The sequence below is a fragment of the Actinoplanes sp. NPDC049802 genome, from assembly GCF_040656595.1.
Lineage (GTDB): Bacteria > Actinomycetota > Actinomycetes > Mycobacteriales > Micromonosporaceae > Actinoplanes.
On the sequence record NZ_JBFAMR010000048.1, the window covers coordinates 11,134 to 29,553 of the forward strand.

At 72.0% G+C, this 18,420-nt stretch carries 12 protein-coding genes; 7 read left to right on the top strand and 5 right to left on the bottom strand.

The annotated features are described in order from the left end of the window. The first annotated feature begins 198 nt into the window (after nucleotides 1-198). Nucleotides 199-1,332 carry a hypothetical protein gene (locus AB0I88_RS27785; protein ID WP_361030710.1) on the top strand — a complete coding sequence of 378 codons (1,134 nt, stop codon included), beginning with the start codon at nucleotides 199-201 and terminating at the stop codon, nucleotides 1,330-1,332. Between the two features lie 1,500 nt (nucleotides 1,333-2,832). Then, nucleotides 2,833-4,242, top strand: a complete 1,410-nt coding sequence (locus AB0I88_RS27790) for an SDR family NAD(P)-dependent oxidoreductase (RefSeq protein WP_361030713.1) — start codon at nucleotides 2,833-2,835, stop codon at nucleotides 4,240-4,242. 85 nt (nucleotides 4,243-4,327) lie between these two features. Here the strand turns inward: AB0I88_RS27790 and AB0I88_RS27795 are convergent, their stop codons facing one another. From AB0I88_RS27795 to AB0I88_RS27810, 4 genes are all read right to left on the bottom strand, one after another. Beyond that, nucleotides 4,328-5,005 carry a hypothetical protein gene (locus AB0I88_RS27795; RefSeq protein ID WP_361030716.1) on the bottom strand — a complete coding sequence of 226 codons (678 nt, stop codon included), beginning with the start codon at nucleotides 5,003-5,005 and terminating at the stop codon, nucleotides 4,328-4,330. Nucleotides 5,006-5,250: 245 nt separating this feature from the next. Beyond that, the gene (locus AB0I88_RS27800; RefSeq protein WP_361030719.1) at nucleotides 5,251-6,456 is read right to left on the bottom strand and encodes a hypothetical protein; all 1,206 of its coding nucleotides are present in this window, start codon (nucleotides 6,454-6,456) and stop codon (nucleotides 5,251-5,253) included. Beyond that, a complete protein-coding gene (locus AB0I88_RS27805) occupies nucleotides 6,449-9,421 on the bottom strand; it encodes a DEAD/DEAH box helicase (RefSeq protein ID WP_361030722.1) in 2,973 nt (990 codons plus the stop codon). The genes AB0I88_RS27800 and AB0I88_RS27805 overlap by 8 nt, the downstream gene beginning before the upstream one ends. A 75-nt stretch (nucleotides 9,422-9,496) precedes the next feature. Further along, on the bottom strand, nucleotides 9,497-9,946 hold the full coding sequence (locus AB0I88_RS27810; protein WP_361030725.1) for a DUF5990 family protein: 450 nt from the start codon (nucleotides 9,944-9,946) through the stop codon (nucleotides 9,497-9,499). Between the two features lie 138 nt (nucleotides 9,947-10,084). Between AB0I88_RS27810 and AB0I88_RS27815 the strand changes: the two genes are divergently transcribed. The 4 genes from AB0I88_RS27815 (at nucleotide 10,085) to AB0I88_RS27830 (ending at nucleotide 15,848) form a co-directional block, all read left to right on the top strand. Continuing rightward, nucleotides 10,085-11,047 (top strand): esterase, encoded by a 963-nt coding sequence (locus AB0I88_RS27815; RefSeq protein ID WP_361030728.1) that lies wholly within the window; start codon nucleotides 10,085-10,087, stop codon nucleotides 11,045-11,047. A 19-nt stretch (nucleotides 11,048-11,066) separates the two neighbouring features. Continuing rightward, nucleotides 11,067-12,305 (top strand): hypothetical protein, encoded by a 1,239-nt coding sequence (locus AB0I88_RS27820; protein ID WP_361030731.1) that lies wholly within the window; start codon nucleotides 11,067-11,069, stop codon nucleotides 12,303-12,305. 79 nt (nucleotides 12,306-12,384) lie between these two features. Further along, nucleotides 12,385-14,544, top strand: a complete 2,160-nt coding sequence (locus AB0I88_RS27825; protein ID WP_361030810.1) for a glycoside hydrolase family 9 protein — start codon at nucleotides 12,385-12,387, stop codon at nucleotides 14,542-14,544. A 59-nt stretch (nucleotides 14,545-14,603) separates the two neighbouring features. After that, a complete protein-coding gene (locus tag AB0I88_RS27830; RefSeq protein ID WP_361030734.1) occupies nucleotides 14,604-15,848 on the top strand; it encodes a cytochrome P450 in 1,245 nt (414 codons plus the stop codon). A gap of 41 nt (nucleotides 15,849-15,889) precedes the next feature. Here AB0I88_RS27830 and AB0I88_RS27835 read toward each other — a convergent pair whose 3' ends face one another. Then, nucleotides 15,890-16,237, bottom strand: coding sequence for an STAS domain-containing protein (locus AB0I88_RS27835; RefSeq protein WP_361030736.1), 348 nt, complete (start codon nucleotides 16,235-16,237; stop codon nucleotides 15,890-15,892). Nucleotides 16,238-16,579: 342 nt separating this feature from the next. Between AB0I88_RS27835 and AB0I88_RS27840 the strand changes: the two genes are divergently transcribed. Beyond that, nucleotides 16,580-18,097: an amino acid permease gene (locus AB0I88_RS27840; protein WP_361030739.1), complete on the top strand. Its 1,518-nt coding sequence runs from the start codon at nucleotides 16,580-16,582 to the stop codon at nucleotides 18,095-18,097. The last annotated feature ends 323 nt before the right edge of the window (nucleotides 18,098-18,420 follow it).

Here is an 18,420-nt window from a genome sequence, read left to right on the forward strand (position 1 = left end):
CCCCCAACCGAATCGACCAACGCCACAGCCGAGGACCCGAAGCCACCCACGCCCACCGACACACCCCCAACCGAATCGACCAACGCCACAGCCGAGGACCCGAAGCCACCCACGCCCACCGACACACCCCCAACCGAATCGACCAACGCCACAGCCGAGGTTCCAGAGCCGCTGACGCCCACGGACGCTCTGCCGGTCGTGAACCTGGCGCCGGAGCCGACAGTGGTGGACCTCGTCGCTCAGCCGGTGGTCCCGACATCGGGTGAGTTCGAGCCGGCGGCGGACGCCGACGTCGCACGGCGGTTCTCCGATCTGACGGAAGCAGCGGAGCGTCTGGAGCCGGCGGCCCCGAACGTGGTCGTAGCGAGCGTCCCGCACACGGAACACGCCTCGTTCCCGTCCGGAGAAGTCACCGACGCCCCCGAGGCGAATCCCGCCGCCGAGCCCGAAGTCGGCGGACACCTCGCCGGTCTCGCCGAAGAGGCCGCTCCGGTCGCGGACGCGGAAGTCATCGCGCCCGGTCAGGCCCCCGACGGCGCGGACGTCCGTACGACCGGGGCGGCCGGCGGTCACCCCACGATCGAGACCGGCGACGGCAGGGCCGCCCTGGACGAGACCGACGGCTCGAGCGCAGACGCCGGGCTCACCTCGGATGGGGTGGCGGAGACCGGTGACACCACTCCGGCGAACGACAACGGCACAGCACCCGACGAGACGGCGCAGACCGGCAGCCCCGCCACCGAAGGCGGCCACCGTGTGGAGCCGGCCGAGGAGCCGATGGCCGGGGCCGCGTTCGGCGCGACTTCGGAGGTTGAACCGGTAAGCCCAGCGCCGCGCCGCCCACAGACGCTCGACGAGTGGCTCAGCGGACCGGTCGAGGTCAAGCCCACGCGCGACCGGGAGGATCTGCTGACCGCCTCGACCGGGGAACAGCCGGCCGTCCCGGTCAGTGGCGGAGCTCCGGGCTTCCGGCCACGTTCGCTGGGCGACCTGCCGAACGTCCCGGTGAGCGCGGGAGCGCCGGCGTACCGTCCGCAGACTCCGCCGAGCGTGCCACGCATCGACGACGAGACCACGCCGGGACGCCGGCCGGAGACGCTCGACGACCGGCTTCGCGGGGTGGCCCGGCCCGCCACGCTCGCGGATCATGTTCCCGAGCACGGCCGGGGCCGCCGTCCGTCGAACGGGGGCCCGTCCTGGTCCGCCGGTTCGGGTGAGCACCCCTACGACCGGCAGGCCCGCCGCCCGGCCTCGCTGGCCGACCATCCGGGCCCGGCACGGCCGGCGGCCGCCGACGATCCGGACTCCGGTTCCACTCAGAGCCCGTCCTGATCCACCTGCCCGCAGCCGCACGGTCTCACCAGCCGCCCTCGCACGGCTATCTCGGAGCACCCGAGACAGCCGTGACGACCGGCCCAGCCGTGCGGACGGTCTCACACCACGCGAACCAGCCGTGCGGACCAGACACAAAACCATCCAGCCGTCACGACCGGCCCGGAACGCGTGCGGTGCCCCTCCGAGTGCGGGACGGCAGGTTCCCCGGTCTTTCCGGCTGGCTGTCGGCGCTGTCTCACTCGCGTTGAGTCAGCCCCGACAGCCAGCCGGAATGGGTCACCGGCCGACATGTGGACACTCCCGTCGCCCGGCTGCTCCCACCAGCCGGGACTTCCGGGCTGCCCTCGCCCCGCGCGTGGCCATCCGGGCTGTCGGCGGTCGCGAGTGGACCGGTTGCTCACCGGTTGGTCTCTTCCGGCTGGCTGTCATGGCTGACCCTACTGGCCAAATCGCCCGGCCCGCCCGCCTGCCCGCCCGGCCGCCCGCCCGCCTGCCCGCCCGCTCTCCCGGCCCGCCCTCCCGGCCCGCCCGCCTGCCTGCCCGGCCCGCCCTCCCGGCCCGCCCGCCTGCCTGCCCGGCCCGCCCTCCCGGCCCGCCCGCCTGCCTGCCCGGCCCGCCCGCCTGCCGGGCGGGCGGCGCACAGCGCACCGACGGTGCACCCTGTCGCACTGGCACTCCGGCGCCCTGTCGTCCGGTGAGCGGAGGGCCGGCGTCCAGGGCGATGTGTGCTCGGAGAACACGACACCCGGAGTGGGTGTGACGACACCCGTTACGGGTGTCACGTCTGCCGAACACAGATAGCCGAAATCCGTGTCCCGCCTCCCCGGACGGGGATTCGTTCCTGCGTGCGCTGCCAGCCGGTAAACGTGGTGGTGATGGCGTGTGGCGGCCGGCCGGTGCCGCACGCTGGAGTTCACGGGGCAGCGTCAGCAGCGGTCGCCGAGGAGCCCTCGCGGGCCGGCCGGGTCACCTCGCCGGTCCTGCCCAGCGACGAGCACACCGTTCACGCAATGCCGTCTACATGCGCAACCGCCGCAGCGGACGGGTCTTCACCGGTCTTGGATCGCCGATCACGGATCACGGATTACGGATCACCGGTCACCGGTCATCGAATGCCTGATCCACGTCCGGTTTCCGCTACCCGGCACCGCGTCGTGAGGCCCGGCAAAGCGGGGCCGGACCGGACATGCGCTGGTAGCGAGCTTGATTGATGAGCCAGCAGGGACAGGGCTGCCTCACTCGCGTTGAGACAGCGCCTGCGGCCAGCAGGAATGGGTCACCGGCCACACCGCCGGGGCGGCCCGGGGGTGACCGGGCGCATCAGCCCGGCGGTCGCGGCACTGCCGGTGCCGGCAGGAAGGTCGCGGGTGCGCCACGGAACGGCCGGGTTGTGTGCGGGACGGCGAACGCCGTACCACTGAAGGGGTTCCGCCGTCGGCCGATAGGAGCGCCGGTAAGTACAGTGCGTGCGGGTTGGAACAGAGGGGGAACTTAGGAATGACCGGATACCCGGACGCCGTAGGTGTGGATCCGGACCGGCTCGCGGTGTGTCTCGCGGTCCTGGCCGAGGTGGAGGAGCTGGCGCCGGACCACCCGGACGCGGTGGCGGTGCGGCGGGCGACGGCGGGGCTGTTCAAGACGGTGAAGTTGCAGCGGCGGCGGGAGCGCCGGCAGGCGGTGCTGGCGAACGACCGGGCGGTGACGGAGGCCACGGCCACCGGGGCGCCGGGGCGGATCGACGACGAGACGGCCGGGATTCCGCTGCGCAGCACGGTGCGGGGCGCCACTGCCGGGGTCCTGAGGCAGGCTCGCGGGTGTTACGTGTGCAAGCAGCGGTTCACCGTGGTGGACGCGTTCTACCACCAGCTGTGTCCGCGCTGCGCCGAGCTGAATCACTCGAAGCGGGACGCGCGCACCGATCTGACCGGGCGGACCGCGCTGCTCACCGGCGGCCGGGCCAAGATCGGTATGTACATCGCGCTGCGCCTGCTGCGTGACGGCGCGGATCTGACGATCACGACGCGGTTCCCGCATGACGCGGTTCGCCGTTTCACGGCGATGCCCGACAGCGCGGACTGGCTGCATCGGCTGCGGGTGGTGGGCATCGATCTGCGGGACCCGGCCCAGGTGGTGGGTCTGGCCGAGTCGGTGGCGGCGCGCGGGCCGCTGGACATTCTGATCAACAACGCGGCCCAGACGGTACGCCGTACCGCGGGCTCCTACGCGGCGATCGCGGCGGCCGAGAAGGAGCCGTTGCCGGGTGGCAGTCTGCCCGAGCTGGAGTATTTCGGCACCGCGGGGGCGTCGCCGGCGGCGGCGCTGACCTCGGGTGTGAGCGAGTTGACGCCGCAGCAGATCACCGAGATGGCGTTGACGGCTCGTTCAGTGGCGATCGACGCGGGCGGTCTGGTGCCGGATGTCACGCCGACGAACAGCTGGAGCGACCGGGTGCACGAGGTCGATCCGCTGGAGCTGCTGGAGGTGCAGCTCTGCAACGTGACGGCGCCGTTCATCCTGGTGAGCCGGCTGCGTGCGGCGATGACGGCTTCGTCGTTCCCGAGACGGTACGTGGTGAACGTCTCCGCCATGGAGGGGATCTTCGCCCGCGGCTACAAGGGCGCCGGGCACCCGCACACCAACATGGCGAAGGCCGCGCTGAACATGCTGACCCGGACCAGCGCGGACGACATGTTCGCCGACGGGATCCTGATGACCAGCGTCGACACCGGCTGGATCACCGACGAGCGCCCGCATCCGACGAAGATGCGGCTGCACGAGGAGGGTTTCCACGCCCCGCTCGACCTGGTCGACGGCGCGGCCCGGGTGTATGACCCGATCATCCGCGGGGAGCTCGGCGAGGACGTGTACGGCTGTTTCCTGAAGGACTACGTGCCGGTCGCCTGGTGACGGACAGCCGGACGGGCCGCACCTTCGACGTGGTGCGGCCCGTCCGGTCGGTCACTTGCCGGAGCCGGTCACTTGCCGGAGCCGGTCACTTGCCGAAGCCGGGAATCCGGTTCTGGGTCTGGATGCTGAGCGCGCCTAGCGGGCTCTTGTGCGTCTTGTGCATCTTGTTTGCCTTGTGGGCGCTGCCCCGCTTGTCAGCCTTGTGGGCCTTGCCGTGTTTATCGACCTTGTCGATCTTGTCAATCTTGTCGAACCTGTCCGACTGGTCGAACCTGTCCGACTTGTTGAACCGGTCCCACGGGTCGTGCGCACGGTGGTTCAGGTGGCTGTACTTGAATCCGTGACGGTTCCGGAACGGGTGGGAGTAGGCGCCACCGATGTGGTACCGGCTGCCGTACATGTAGTGCGGGCGGTGCGGCCAGTCGCCGCGCCATCCGTCCCAGTCGTCCCACTCCCAGTCGTCCTCTTCGACCTGGAGGACCCAGACGCGGCCCCAGCGGAGGTCCCATGCCTCGTAGCAGTCGTAGTCCTCCCACGAACCGACGCGCTCACCCCAGCGGCCGGCGCTGCGGCACTCCCACGGGTTGTTGTACACGCCGACGACGTATTCGTCGTCCCAGTCCCAGCGCGGGCCGTTCGAGACGGTCGTGGTGCTGGACGACTGGTCGGCGGCGGGCGCCGCCTGGGCGGGCGCGATTCCGAGCATCGCGCCGGCCGCCAGGGTCATGCCCGCTAGTGCCAACATCCGCTTTGCGTTTTTCATTGTCACACCTTTTCAGGACAAATCGCCATGACGTGCGTTAGCTCATCATGGGCCGCGAGGCGAATCTGGCGTTTACCGGAATGTCGGCCGTTTGGACGATCCAGACAGTGGCCGTAAAGGCAGGAACGAGACCGGCGCGTTTAGCCCAAAGAACGCACTTGACCAGCGGAAATGCGTTTCACGAGCGAGCCCGTACCGGAGGCGGGCGCGGGATTGAAAAAGTCGCGCCGATGACGATAAAACGGTCATCCAGTAACAAATTCGCCATCGGGTAGAGCGAGGTAGGCGGGCCGCAGCACTTCCGTGACCGGCCGCCCATGATGAACCAGCCCAGGCGCGTCGAGCTGATCGAGAAGTGCATCCGCACGCACGCCCTCGAAAGCCCCCACCGGTGGCGGATCGCCCGCCCCGGCCGCGCCCGTCGCACGCTCACCCGGCCCGGCCGCGCGCTCATCCCAGACACTCGGCCCGGCCGCGCGCTCATCCCAGACACTCGGCCCGGCCGCCGGCTCACCGGCCACGCTCGACCCCGCCGTGCCAGCCGCCGGCCCACCCGGCCCGACCGCCGGCTCACCCGCCGCGCTCGCCTGCACCGCAGTCCGGGAGATCGGCCTCGGTTCGCTCCGGGGCCGGGAAGCCGGCTTCCCGGCCCCGGCAGGGCCCGATCCCGCCTGCGGTGGCTCGGCTGATCCCCAGAACGACACCGGGTCGGCTGCCTCGGCCCACACCGATCCGCGGCGCTCACCCGGACCTGATCCGGCGGCGCCGGCCACCCCGGAGTGACCGGCCCGGAACGCGCCGGCGGCCGGATCGGGATCAGCCCCGACCCGATCGCCGCCACCTGCCGGACCGGACCCGGCCGGACCGGACCCGGCCGGATCGCCGCCACCGGCCGCACCCGGGCGCGCGGTCGCGCCGGACCGGGCCGCGTCGACGGCCGCCGCCTCACGCAGACGCCGCAGGCGCATCAGCAGCTCGTCCCGTGACCGCCCCCGCCAGGTGAACACCTCGAACGGGTCCGTCTCGAACGCACGGGCCAGGGCATAGCAGGTGGCGGCCAGGTGGGCGCACGGCATCGGCCAGCGCTCGCACGTGCAGTCCATCGCCACCTCGTCCAGTGACAGCGGCAGCAGGCTCAGCCCGGCCCCGGCGAAGACCGCCTCGATGCCGTCGGGCATCCGCCCGTCGAGCAGGCCGGCCGCGAACCGCGCCTCGGCGACCAGCGCGGTCTCCACCCGGGCCCACTCGGACGCCCCGAAGGCCCGGACCGCGATGCGTGACCGGAAGGCGGCCGGATCGTCCGGCCCACGGACCAGGGCGACCACCAGGCTGCCGGAGACGGTGAGGCTGCGCACGTGCCCGGCGCGCTCGTCGCGCCGCCCGCGGGCGAAGGTCGGGCCCATCCGCAACGCCTCGAGCATGCCGAGGAAGGCCAACGGGAACTCAGTCAACGATCGCCTCCGGGGCCAGAGCGAACAGGTCGCGCAGCTCGCTCGCGGACAGGGCGCTCAGCCAGCCCTCGCCGGTGCCCACCACCCGCTCGGCGAGGATCCCCTTGTCGGCCAGCACCCGGTCGATGCGCTCCTCCAGGGTGCCGAGGCAGACGAGCGTGTGCACATGGACGTCGCGTCGCTGGCCGATCCGGAAGGCGCGATCCGACGCCTGGGTCTCGGTCGCCGGGTTCCACCAGCGGTCGACGTGCACCACATGGTTGGCGGCGGTCAGGTTGAGCCCGGTGCCGCCCGCTTTGAGCGACAGCACGAACACTCCCGGCCGGTCGGCCCGCTGGAACTCGGCGACCATGGCGTCGCGGGCGCCCCGCGGTGTCCCGCCGTGCAGGTAGCGCACCGGCACGCCGAACCGGGCCGCCAGATGTGGGGTGAGCATCGCCCCGAACCGGGCGAACTGGGTGAAGCACAGCAGGCTCTCCCCGGCGCCGAGCGCGTGGTCGACGATCTCCTCGAGCCGGTCCACCTTGCCGGAGCGGCCGGCCAGCGGCGAGTTGTCCTTGAGCAGCAGCGCCGGGTGCACACAGGCCTGCTTGAGTTTCGTCATGGCGGCCAGCACGAGGCCCTTGCGCCATTTCTCGCCGGGTTCGGCGAGCCGCTTCAGCAGGTCGTCGAGGACCGCGCGGTAGAGGCTGACCTGCTCGGTGGTCATCCCGCACAGGTGCCGGACGTGCCGCTTGACCGGCAGCTCGGCGGCGATGCCATGGTCGGCCTTGGTCCGCCGGAGCAGGAACGGCCGGGTCGCCTGGCGCAGGCGGGCGGCGGCGTCCTCGTCCGCGTACCGTTCGACGGGGACGGCGAACCGGGCCCGGAACGTGTGTGCCGACGCCAGCAGCCCCGGGTTGACGAAGTCGAGGATCGACCAGAGCTCGGCCAGCCTGTTCTCCACCGGGGTGCCGGTCAGCGCGATCCGGTTGCGCGCCGGGAAGCGGCGCACCGCCCGTGCGGTCGCCGCCCCGCTGTTCTTGATGTGCTGCGCCTCGTCGAGCACCACCCGGTCCCACGAGACGGCGGCCAGCGCGTCGGCGTCGCGCACGGCGGTCGCGTAGGTGGTGAGCACGATGTCGGCCTCGCCGGCGAGAGCCTGCGGCGCCTCCCGATCGGCGCCGTGCAGCACCCGCACCCGCAGCCCGGGGGCGAACCGGGCCGCCTCGCGCTGCCAGTTGCCGAGCACGGACAGCGGGCAGATCAGCAGCGCCGGCCCGGCCCGGTGATGCAGCAGCAGGGCCAGCAGCTGGACGGTCTTGCCGAGGCCCATGTCGTCGGCCAGGCAGGCGCCCAGCCCGAGCGAGTCGAGGAACGCCAGCCAGGAGAAACCCCGGATCTGGTACGGCCGGAGCGTCCCCACCAGCCCTTCCGGCGGATCGAGGACCTCGAGCCGCTGGTCGAGCCGCCCGGCGAGCAGGTCGGCCAGCCAGCCCTCGCCACGCGCGTCGGTCACCGGCAGCGGCAGCTCCTCGGGCGGCAGCAGGCGCATCACCCGCAGCGCGTCGCCGGCGGTCATCCGCCCGCCCCCGCGTTTCAGGAACGTCAGCCCGGCGGCCAGCCGCTCCGGGTCCAGGAACACCCACCGGCCGCGCAACCGGACCAGCGGCACCTTCGCCTTCGCCAGATCGGTCAGATCGTCCTCGGTGAGCGTGCGCCCGCCGAGCGCCAGCCCCCAGCGGTAGTCGACGAGCTCACGCAGCCCGACGGCACGGTCACGCAGCACATGCGAGACCGGGTCGCGGCCACGCACCTCCAGCGACAGCCCGAGGCTGGGCCGGCGGCGCCACCAGGCCGGCAGCAACACCCCGTAGCCCGCCTCCTCGAGCAGCGCGGCGTGGCTCAGGAACCGGTGGGCGCCCTCGGTGTCGAGCAGCATCTCGCCGGGGTGGGCGCCGTGCAGCGCCCCGGCCAGGGCGGGGTAGAGCCGGGCGGCCCGGCCCAGGCCGGCGAGCAACCGCTCCTGCGGGTGCGCGGTCCACCGGCGCAGCGGGGCCGAGCGGTCCCGCCAGACGTCGGCGGCCGGCACCAGCACGCTCGGCTCGTCGACCGCTTGGAGCAGGAACTCCAGTCGCCACGCGTCCTCCGGCAGCGGCACCTCGTCGGGCATCACCGGCTCGTGCTCGCGCGGATCGCTCAGCCGGAAACAGACCCGCACCTCGGCACCCCGCGCGGCCTGCTCGAACCAGGCGCCGAGCCGCCCGGCCAGCTCGTCGGCGAGCGCCGGGGCGGCCTCGAACTCCGGCTCCCCGGTCAGCGCGGCGAGCCAGCCGTAGTCGGCCAGGGTGACCCCGGCCTCGGCCAGTCTGGTCCGCACCAGACCGTCCACCAGCCGCTCCAGCGCGATCGGAAAGGGGTCGGCGCCGGTCCGCGGAACCTCGGCACGGCAGGCCGGCGGCATCCGGTCCAGCAGGGCGGCACGGCGGACCGCGTCGGCGCCGGTCAGGACCGGCCGCCAGCGGGCCGACGGCCGGGGCCCCTCGATCCGGACGGACGGCAGCACCCGCCCGCGCCGGACCAGGCTCGCCGCGAAGGCACAGAACTCGACCAGCCAGCCGGCCGACGGGGCGACGCGGCCCTCGAACTCGGCCACCAGGTCGAGGTCGAGGAACGGCACCGTCACCACCGGCACCCGCCACTGCCGGGCCCGTGGTGTGCCGCGCCGGGCGGGCAGCCCGAGATGTGGCGAGGCCAGCGGCCCGGCGCCGGTCGAGGGCAGCACGACGGTGACGGTCCGCGGCTCTCCCGCCGGCAACCCGGACGCCGGCGCCGCGAACGGATGCTCCGGCGCGGCCCCGCGCCCGGCGGTGAAGGCGGCCGCGGCCGCGGCGTCCTCCGCCCAGAGGCCCAGCGACCCGTCCGGCCGGAGCAGCCCGTGCAGGACCCGCACCCCGGCCGCGCCCGCGCGGACCACCTCAGTCATGCCGCCGACTCTAGGCGGACCCCCCGACACTTTCCGGCCCCGGCGACGGCCCGGCCACGCCCGGCGTAACCAGCGTCACTCCAGGGTCCAGGTGATCTCCGGTGGGTGGACCCGGGCGCAGAGCGGCCCGCCGTCCCGGCCGGTGAGCCCGAGACGCCCGACCAGCGCGCGTTCCCCCGGAAGGGCGGCCCGCAGCAGATCCCCCGGGACGTCGCCGAACATCAGCTTCGCCCGCCGGAACATGGCGAAGTCGTCGCCGTGCCCGGTCGCGCCCCAGCTCAGATAGAGGAAGCGGGCGCCGGGACGGCCGTGCACCCACGGGCCGCCGACGTCGACCAGGCCGTCGCCGACCTCACGGGTGTCCACGTCCAGCTCCCAGACGGCACGGTCGGCGTGGACCGGCACCCGGCCGACGACCTCCTTGCGGCGCTGCACCCCGACCTGGACACCGGCCAGCCGGAGCTGCTCCGACTGCGGGCCGTTCGCCCGGCCCGGGAGGTCATGACCTTCGATCCGGATCCGCATGCCCCGACTTTAGGGCCTGTCCGGTGGATCACCCATGGCCGCGGCATGGCCCTGGACGATCCACCGGAGGGGTCGCGGGACGTAGCGGAGCGTGAGCAACGCCGAGCGGGTGGCGCCGCGCGGCGCTAGGGTGCGTTCATGGAGGGTGCCGGCGGGGCGTGGTGTGACGGCGCCGTGCTGCGGTTCCGTCGTCACGACCCCGGGCGGCGGCTGTCCGGGGTCCGGGTGCTCTCCTCGGCGTTCCGCGCCGATCTGGCGTACCGTCCCGAGCTCGGGAGCTGGGAGCTGTGCCGGGAGCGGCCGCCGTTGTGGCGGTTGGAGTACCGGCTGGAGCTGACCCACGCCGACGGCACGCGCAGCGAGGAGGGCCCGCGCGAGCTGCGCTGCCCGGATTACGCCGAACCGGAGTGGCTCACCGTGCCGGCGGCCCCGGGTGTGCGGCGGCGGCTGCGCCTGCCCGGCCTGGGCACGGCAGTCGTGTGGTCGCCGTCGGCGGCGACCGGCCGGGCGCTGGTGGCGCACGACGGCGCCGACTACGACCGGCTGGGTGGTCTGGGGCGGTTCGCGGCGACCACCGGGGTCCCGTTTCACCTGGTCCTGCTGCCGGTGCGGTGGCGCGAGGAGTGGTATTCGGCCGATCCGGGTTATGCGGCGCTGCTCGGGCGGCGGATCCTGCCGCGGATCCGGGCGGCGCTGGGCGCGGGCCCGGTGATCGGGGCCGGGGTGAGCCTGGGCGCGCTGGCGATGCTGCACGCCCAGCGCGCGTGCCCGGAGGGTTTCGCGGGCCTGTTCCTGCAGTCCGGCAGCTACTTCCAGCCGCGGTACGACCGGCAGGAGTCCGGTTTCCGGCGGTGGGGGCGGATCGTACGGTTCACCGGCCGGATGCGGGCCGCGTCCACCGGTCCGGCGGTGCCGGTGGCGATGACGTGCGGCGCCGCCGAGGAGAACCTGGCGAACAACCGCGACATGGCGGATTTCATGCGAAAACAGGGGTACCCCGTGGCGTTCGCGGAGAACCCGGACGCGCACACGTGGACGGGCTGGCGTGACGCTCTGCACCCGCATCTGACCGATCTCCTGCGCCGGGTGTGGCCGGACTGATCTGCGAAGGGGAGGCGACGTGGCCGACGTCGAGCACACCATCGGAATGCTGCTGGGCACCGAGGACGACTGGCCGCGCGCCTACGAGGCGTTGCTGCGCCGGCTCGGGCTGGTCACCACGCCGGACGGCCGCACCCACCGGGCCCGGCCGGTACGCGTGACGATCGAACCCTTCAACCTGCGTGACCGCCCCCGGCACGACCTGGTGATCGACCGTCTCGCGTACTGGTACTACCACCCTCGGGAGTGGCTCAAGAAGATCGCGCTGATGGACGACGTCTACCTGCTGAACAGCCCGTTCACCTTCCAGTCGATGGAGAAGCACGCGGCCTACTGCGCGATGATGCGGCTCGGGCTGAAGGTGCCGGAGACGGTTCTGGTGCCGTACAAGAATCCGTTGGAGAACTCGCGGTGGGCGTACACTGCGGCCCGCTACAACCGGCCGTTCGACCTGGAGGCGACGGCGGCCTCGGTCGGCTACCCGCTGTGGATGAAGCCGTACGACGGTGGCGCCTGGGTCGGGGTGTCGAAGATCCGCAATCAGGCCGAGCTGCACTCGGCGTACGACGCGTCCGGTGAGCGGCTGATGCACCTGCAGGCGTCGGTGGAGGGCTACGACGTGTTCGCCCGGAGCTTGAGCATCGGCCCGGAGACGATGGTGATGAAGTTCCGCCCGGAGCAGCCGATGCACGCCCGGTACGAGGTGGATCACCATTTCCTGTCGGCGTCCGCGGGCGACGAGGTGGTGACGATCTCCCGGCTGGTGAACGCGTTCTTCCGCTGGGAGTTCAACAGTTGCGAGTCGCTGGTGCGCGGCGACGACGTGCACCCGATCGACTACGCCAACGCCTGCCCGGACGTGGCGCTGACCTCGCTGCACTACTACTTTCCGTGGGCCATGACGGCGCTGGTGCGGTGGACGGTGTTCTGTGTGGTGACGGGCCGGCGGCCACGGATCGACATGAACACCGCCGACTATTTCGCGATCGCCGAGGACCGGGACCGGACGTACGCCGACAAGCTGGACGGCTACCGCCTGCTCGCCGACGAGTACTTCGAGGTGGACCGGTACCGGGAGTTCTGCGAGAAGAGCCTGGGCAATCTGGACGAGATCGTGTTCAGCTGGGTCGATTCGCAGGAATTCCGGTCATTGCTCCGCGAGACGGTCCGGGCCATGTATCCGGTGCACGAGCACGAGAAGTTCCTGGCGCACTTCGGCGGACTGATCGACGCGTGGATCCGTGACCAGGGGCGTTGACGCGTAACACGTACGCAATCAAGATGTGTCCATGCCTCTATGGGAGCGCTCCCTAGCGATAGCCACAGTCACCACCCTCATGATCGCCGGCGCCGCGGCGCCGGCCTACGCCGAAGAAGTCGAACAGGTCGTCAACGGCGGTTTCGACAACGGCGCCGACCCGTTCTGGGCCAACGGCGGCATGACCATCGAGCTCACCGACGGCCGCGCCTGCGTGAACGTCCCCGGCGGCACCACCAACCGCTGGGACGCCGCGGTCGGGCAGAACGACATCGACCTGGTCGCCGGCGAGACGTACCGGTTCGCCTTCGACGCCTCCGGCGACGCCGGCCACGTGGTCCGGGCCATCACCGGGCTGTCGGTCAGCCCCTACGACACCTACTTCGAGCAGTCGCCCGTCCTCGGCGACCTCACCCACTACGAGTACACGTTCACCGCGAGCACCAGCACCGCGCAGGGCCAGGTCGCCTTCCAGGTCGGCGGCAGCCCGGACCCGTGGCGGTTCTGCGTGGACAACGTCTCGCTGGTCGGCGGCGTGCCGCCGGAGGTCTACGAGCCGGACACCGGGCCGCGCGTGCGGGTCAACCAGGTCGCCTACCTGCCGGACGGCTCGAAGGGCGCCACCCTGGTCACCGCGTCGACCACCGCGTTGCCCTGGGAGTTGCGCACCAGCGCCGGAACCGTCGTCAAGCGGGGCGTCACCAAGCCGCGCGGCGTCGACGTCTCCTCCGGCCAGAACGTCCACACCATCGACTTCGGCGGCTATCGCCACAAGGCCGCGGGGCTCACCCTCACCGCCGACGGCGAGACCTCACGACCCTTCGACATCAAACCCGGGGCGTACGACCAGCTGCGCACCGACGCGCTCGAGTTGTACTACACCCAGCGCTCCGGCATCGAGATCCGTGACGACCTGCGGCCCGGGTACGGCCGCCCGGCCGGTCACGTCGACGTCGCCCCGAACCAGGGTGACGGCGCGGTGCCCTGCCAGCCCGGCGTCTGCGACTACACCCTCGACGTGCGCGGCGGCTGGTACGACGCCGGCGACCACGGCAAATACGTCGTCAACGGCGGCATCTCGGTCTGGGAGCTGCTGTCGGAGTACGAGCACAACAAGGGCTCCCGCAAGGTGAACCTCACCATCCCGGAGAGCGGCAACCGGGTGCCGGACATCCTCGACGAGGCCCGCTGGGAACTGGAGTTCCTGCTCAGCATGCAGGTCCCGGCCGGCAAGCCGAACGCCGGCCTGGTCCACCACAAGATCCACGATCAGGCGTGGACCGGTCTGCCGCTGTTGCCGCACCTCGACCCGCAGCCCCGTGAGCTGCACCCGGTCTCCACCGCGGCGACCCTGAACGTGGCCGCCACCGCGGCCCAGGCGGCCCGCCTCTACAAGCCGTTCGACGCGGCCTTCGCGGCCCGTGCCCTCGCTGCCGCGCGCACCGCCTACGACGCCGCCAAGGCGAACCCGGCCCGGTACGCTCCCGCGTCCGACGGCACCGGCGGCGGCCCCTACAACGACGACAAGGTGTCCGACGAGTTCTACTGGGCGGCCGCCGAGCTGTACCTGACCACCGGCGAGAAGAAGTACGCGGCCGACGTCCTGGCGTCGCCGGAGCACACCGCCGACGTGTTCGGCCCGGTCGCGTTCGACTGGGCGGTCACCGCGGCCGCCGCCAAACTGGACCTCGCCCTCACCCCGAACCGGCTGCCCGGTCTCGCGGCGGTCAAGGCCCAGGTCGTCAAGGGCGCCGAGGAGTACCTGGCGATCCAGAGGCAGCACCCGTACGGCGTCGGCTACGCGCCCGCGAACAACGTCTGGGACTGGGGCTCCAGCAGCGTCATCGCCAACAACCTGGTGGTGATCGCCGCGGCCCACCGGCTCACCGGCGGGGACCGTTACCGCGACGGGCTGCTGACCGGCCTGGACTACCTGTTCGGCCGCAACGCCCTGAACATCTCCTACGTCACCGGCTACGGCGAGGTCAACGCGAAGAACCAGCACAGCCGCTGGTACGCCGCACAGCTCGACCCGTCGCTGCCGCACCCGCCCGCCGGCACCCTGGCCGGCGGCCCCAACTCGTCGATCCAGGACCCGGTCGCGCAGAACCTGCTCAAGGGCTGCACCGGCCAGTTCTGCTACATCGACGACATCCAGTCCTGGTCCACCAACGAGCTCACCATCAACTGGAACGCGGCCCTCGCCCACCTGATCGGGTACGTCGCCGAGACCAGCTGAGTGCCCCGCTCGCCCTCCTCCCCTAGGCTGCCGGTAGGCACCTTCGGGAGGAGGGCACCGTGCGGGCCCTGCGTTTCGCCACCACCCTGTACGCGAACCGGCTGTCCGTCGCCTACCACGGTTACCTGCGCGGCGACCCGATGTCCCGGTTGCACCTGGCGCCCGGCCGCCGCGACCCGTACGCGGTCTATGACGGTCTCCGCGCTCAGGGTGACCTGACGCCCACCCGTCTCGGCAACTACGTCACCCCCAGCCACCGGGTGTGTGACACCGTGCTGCGGGACCGCCGGTTCGGGGTGCGCGCCGCGGACAACGTCGGCCCGCCCCCACCGGGCACCCAGGTCGACATGTCCTTCCTGGATCGCGACCCGCCCGACCACACCCGACTGCGCCGTCTGGCCCAGCCGTCGTTCAGCCCGCGGCAGATCGCCGGCTTCCGCCCCCAGATCGAGCAGACCGTCGACAAGCTCCTCGAGGAAGCCTCCGCGGCGGAGACCTTCGACCTGGTCAGCAAATTCTCCGCGCCGCTGCCGATCGCGGTGATCACCGACCTGCTGGGCGTGCCGGACGCCGACGCGAGCCGGTTCGCCGAACACGGCGCCACCTTCGGCAGCGCTCTCGACGGCATCCGTTCGCTCCGCCACGCGAGCCGCCTGATCACCGCCAGCCGGGAGTTGGAAGACGTCTTCGCCCGGCTCGTCGCCACACGCCGGACGATGCCCGCGCGGCCGGACGACGTGGTCGGCCGGCTGCTGGCCGCCGAGGGCGCCCAGGTCGAGACCGCCGAGATGATGCCGCTACTGCGGCTGCTGCTGGTGGCCGGCTTCGAGACCACGGTCAACCTGATCGGCAACGCGGTCAGCGCCCTGCTCGACCACCCCGGCCAGTGGGCGGCCCTGTGCGCCGACCCGGCCGGGCTCGCCGGGCCGGCCGTCGAGGAGACCCTGCGCTGGGATCCACCGGTGCAGCGGACCGCGCGGTGCGCGCTCGAGGACGTCGAGATCGCCGGCCGGGCGGTCCGGCGCGGCCAGTTCGTGGTCACCCTGCTCGGGGCGGCCGGCCGCGACCCGGCCGTGTTCACCGACGCCGCCCGTTTCGACATCCACCGTGTCGCGGAAGCCGACCACCTGGCCTTCTCCAGCGGCATCCACTACTGCGTCGGCGCACCGCTGGCCCGGCTGGAGGCGACCGTCGCGTTGCAGCGACTGGCCGAACGGATGCCCGGTCTGCGGCGTGCCGGCACGCTGCGGCGGCGCCGTTCCGGCCTGATCCGCGGCCCGATCCGCTTCCCGGTGGCACACTGACACCCGGATCCGGTGAGCCGCACACCCGGCCGGCCGGACACTCAAATCCAGTAGGGCTGCGCCCCCGACTCGGACGGCAGGCCGAACAGGCTGGTCAGCCCGGTGATCCGCAGCTGCCGGTGCACGAACTCGCTCGGATTGCGCAGCAGGAAGCGGGCACCCAGGTCACGGGCCGCCTCGTGACCGGCGACCAACATGCCGACGCCCATCGAATCCATGAACGTCACGAACGTCAGATCCACGATCATCAGCCGGGGACGGTCGCGCTGAAGCGTCTCCAGAACCGCCGAACGCAGCCCGTCGACAGTGGCCGCGTCGAGGCTGCCGCGAACGTCGACCACGGTCGCGCCGTCGGCCTGCCGCCGTGTCGTCATCACGGCCTCGCCCATCACGCCCTCCGAGCTGGCTGACTGCCCGTTCGTCCACCGTACAGCCGTCGCGGCCACCCTCGCAGGCTGCCGTGGAAGACGGCGATCACGGCGCACAACGCGTACGCTCACGGGTTTCTCATCGGCGGGGCCGCCGCTGCCCGTCCGGCCCGCGGTGACGGCCCGATCCCGGCGGTACCACGCGGACAGGCCATGTCGAACCTCATCCACCACACTCGCCGACCGGCGGCAACTCGGGACGCAATGGTTCCCACATCGCGCTGATCAACTCGGCGTCCCGCTTGCGGAACCAGGGAACAGGGTTGACGGTGGCCTGAGGCGGGCTGATGGAGGGGGCGCGGCATGGCCAGATCAGGACTGTTCGCGATCCGCGACGTACGGTCGATGATCCACGAGACGTCCGGAGAGGAAGCCACGCTCAAGAGGGCGGTCGGGATCACCCACCTGACCGCGATGGGCGTCGGCGCGATCATCGGAACCGGCATCTTCGTGGTGATCGGCGAAGGCGCGGGCCTTGCCGGGCCGGCCGTCATCCTGTCGTTCGTGCTGGCCGCGGTGGCCTGTGCCTTCTCGGCGCTGTCCTACGCCGAGCTGGCGTCGTCGATCCCGGTCGCCGGCAGCGCCTACACCTACGCCTATGCCACGCTGGGCGAACTGGTCGCCTGGGTGATCGGCTGGGACCTGATCCTGGAGTACGGGGTGTCGGTCGCCGCGATCGCTGTCGGCTGGGGTGGCAACCTCAACGCGTTCCTGGACGCGGCGTTCGGCGTCGCGCTGCCGGACGCGATCTCGAAGTCTCCGGAGGACGGCGGCGTCTTCAACCTGCCGGCCGTCCTGATCGTCCTGGCGATCACGTTGCTGCTGGTCCGCGGCGTGACCGAGAGCGCGCGGGTCAACCTGATCATGGTGGCCGTCAAGCTGGCCGTGCTGGTCTTCTTCATCGTGGTGGCGTTCGCGAACTTCAGCACCGGCAACTTCACCCCGTTCGCCCCGGCCGGCGTGGACGGCGTGACCGCGGCGGCCGCGATCATCTTCTTCGCCTACATCGGGTTCGACGCGGTCTCCACCGGCAGCGAGGAGGCCCGCAACCCGGCCAAGGACCTGCCGCTGGCCATCCTCGGCTCGCTGCTGATCTGCACGGTGTTCTACGTGCTGACGGTGGTCGGCGCGATCGGGATCGCCACCCCCGAGCAGATGTCCGGCAGCGACGCGCCGCTGGCCACGGCTCTCGACGAGGGCGCCGGGCTGAACTGGGCGGCCGCGATCCTCGCTCTCGGTGCGGTGGTCGCGATCACCAGCGTGGTCCTGGTCATCTTCTACGGCCAGACCCGGATCTTCTTCGCCATGTGCCGCGACGGCCTGATGCCGCGCCGGCTGGCGGCGGTCAACCGCCGGTACGGCACGCCGGCCCGGCTCACCGTCATCCTCGGCCTGCTGATCTCCGTGCTGGCCGCGCTGGTCCCGCTCGGCACCATCGTGGAGCTGGTCAACATCGGCACGCTGTTCGCATTCGTGCTGGTGAACATCGGCGTGATAATCCTGCGCCGGACCCGGCCGGACATGCCTCGCCCGTATCGGGTGCCGTGGTCCCCGTTGCTTCCGATCCTGGGCGTCCTGTTCGCCGTCTACCTGATGGCCGACCTCCCGCTCGACACCTGGATCCGGTTCATCGCCTGGCTCGCGGTCGGCCTGGTGATCTACGCGGCCTACGGGTATCGCCACTCCCGCCTGCGCCGGCAGCCCGCCGGCCCGGCGGCGTCCGGGCCGCTCACCCGGCCGGAGACGCGACCGGAAGCCGCACAGTTCGACAGCACGGATCCGGATGAGACGTCTCCGGATCGACGTCCCGGCGATCGATAGCGCCGACCGCCCGGCCCCGACCGAGCGTCACTCATCGTCAGCTCCGGTCTGCCGATCGCCCGGCCGGGACCCCGGTCACCGCCGAGCGCCGCACGTCACCAGCTCCGGTCCGCCGATCGCCCGAACGGCACCCCGGTCACCGCTGAACGCCGCTCATCATCAGCTCCGGTCCGCCGATCGCCCGAACGGCACCCCGGTCACCGCTGAGCGTCACTCATCATCAGCTCCGGTCTGCCGGATCGCCCGGCCGGGACTCCGGTCACCGCCGAGCGCCGCACGTCACCAGGTCCGGTCCGCCGATCGCGCGGCCGGCACCCCGGTCA